We start from the raw sequence: 1,428 nt of genomic DNA, 5'->3' as shown, positions 1-1,428 counted from the left end.
AATAACGTTATGTTTAGTAGTGATCTTTTTGATGGCTAATTACATTATGAACATCTAATGCATGCTTAAATGCATTTTCAAAATCTACTTTATTTACCCATGTTTTCTGGCAAACATGATGAATCCAGTCGGGTTCAGGTAGCCGTTCCTTAGCTATAAAGTAATTAGTATATGTACATTCAATGCCATAGTCCGTAACAACCCAATCACCAAAGGTGGCAATAATTTCACTGTCGACTTTAACCATTTTTAAACTACTCAACTTATTGATAACTAATCTCATACTTTAAAGCAAAATCTTTAACTTAAGAACAACTCTGTTCATAATTTTTAAGGGCAAGTAAACTATCAAAAAAATCTTAACGAAGATTAAATCGATTGGTGATCACATGAGCTAGTAACAGCTACTAGCTCAATATTTGGACAAAACTTTGTTAGATAGCCAGCTCTATTCAGGCTGGTTGATATTAGGAAAAGTATTGGTAACTTCTTCAAAAAGTACCTTGAGGGTACAAAAAGACCGCCACTGTGGGCGGTCATTTAACAATAAAGTTATTTATCTGTTTGCTTTGTAGCTGGGATAATAATGCAAAAAAGCCGCTCAGGAATGAATAGACACTTATGGTAATCACTTGCACTTTTCGTAGCAAATTAGAAATAGGGAAATGATTAAAGTCGGGCTCAATCTGCAATGGTTGAGCGCGTGGCGAGATTCGTTCTTTGTAGCTTGGCCTGTCGCATTCACTCTTAACATTAATGTGATGCCGAAAATTCGTCGACTCGCCCACAGACTAGCTCTATTAGATGAAAATAAGCTAACCGCTGATTGAGCAAACACTTATTAAGAATAATTTATTCAGAATGGACTGATTAAAATGAGCTAAGCCCAATGGTTGATAACTCTTATCCGCAATAAAGCAGACGAGATAGTTCTGCTATCTCTAATTATTTATAACAATCCCAATAAAGCCGTTATTAAGCATATTATTTTGCCTTTATTGATATAAATCAGTTTAAAACACAGGATTAAGAAAGATATATAGTGAGATTTAGTTAACATTTAATTAACATATTAATGACAGTATTGTGATCACAAGTTAGAGTTTCTTTGCGTTTATTTGTTTTACCTAATTGAGGTTGATGCAAGAATGAAGAAAAAACTGACACTTTCGAGTCTCAATATTGCTTTACTTTTAAGCTTTGATGCTCTTGCACAGAGTCCAACTAAAGCTGTTAATTCGCCTTTTATTACCAATGTGAAAGGGACTATTATGGAGGACTTCTCGTCAGCCATACCGCCAAGGCCTTTACATTCAACGATGCGTTTATTTTCTTCACCCATGGACGATCTGCAAGGCTGGTTTAATTGGTCTCCTGTTTCTTCGAATATTCAGGGAGTAGGGGCTCAGTTTGTCTATGACGCTCTTT

2 protein-coding genes and 1 pseudogene are annotated in these 1,428 nt (G+C 35.4%); 2 read left to right on the top strand and 1 reads right to left on the bottom strand.

Translation table 11 applies throughout. The features are described 5' to 3' along the window. Positions 1-13 precede the first annotated feature (13 nt). On the bottom strand, positions 14-247 hold the full coding sequence (locus SKA34_RS01330; RefSeq protein WP_006643669.1) for a hypothetical protein: 234 nt from the start codon (positions 245-247) through the stop codon (positions 14-16). Positions 248-665: 418 nt separating this feature from the next. On the opposite strand from SKA34_RS01330, the gene SKA34_RS22730 reads away from it, so the two are divergent. Together SKA34_RS22730 and SKA34_RS01325 are read left to right on the top strand one after the other, a co-directional pair. Then, positions 666-830, top strand: a complete 165-nt coding sequence (locus SKA34_RS22730; RefSeq protein WP_006643683.1) for a DUF2798 domain-containing protein — start codon at positions 666-668, stop codon at positions 828-830. 318 nt (positions 831-1,148) lie between these two features. Continuing rightward, positions 1,149-1,428, top strand: a pseudogene (locus tag SKA34_RS01325) (protease); the annotation flags it as partial.

The sequence above is a fragment of the Photobacterium sp. SKA34 genome (assembly GCF_000153325.1).
In the GTDB taxonomy this organism is placed as follows: Bacteria; Pseudomonadota; Gammaproteobacteria; order Enterobacterales; family Vibrionaceae; genus Photobacterium.
Note: the sequence above shows the minus strand (reverse complement) of the source record. Positions and strands in the feature narration are given on the sequence as shown.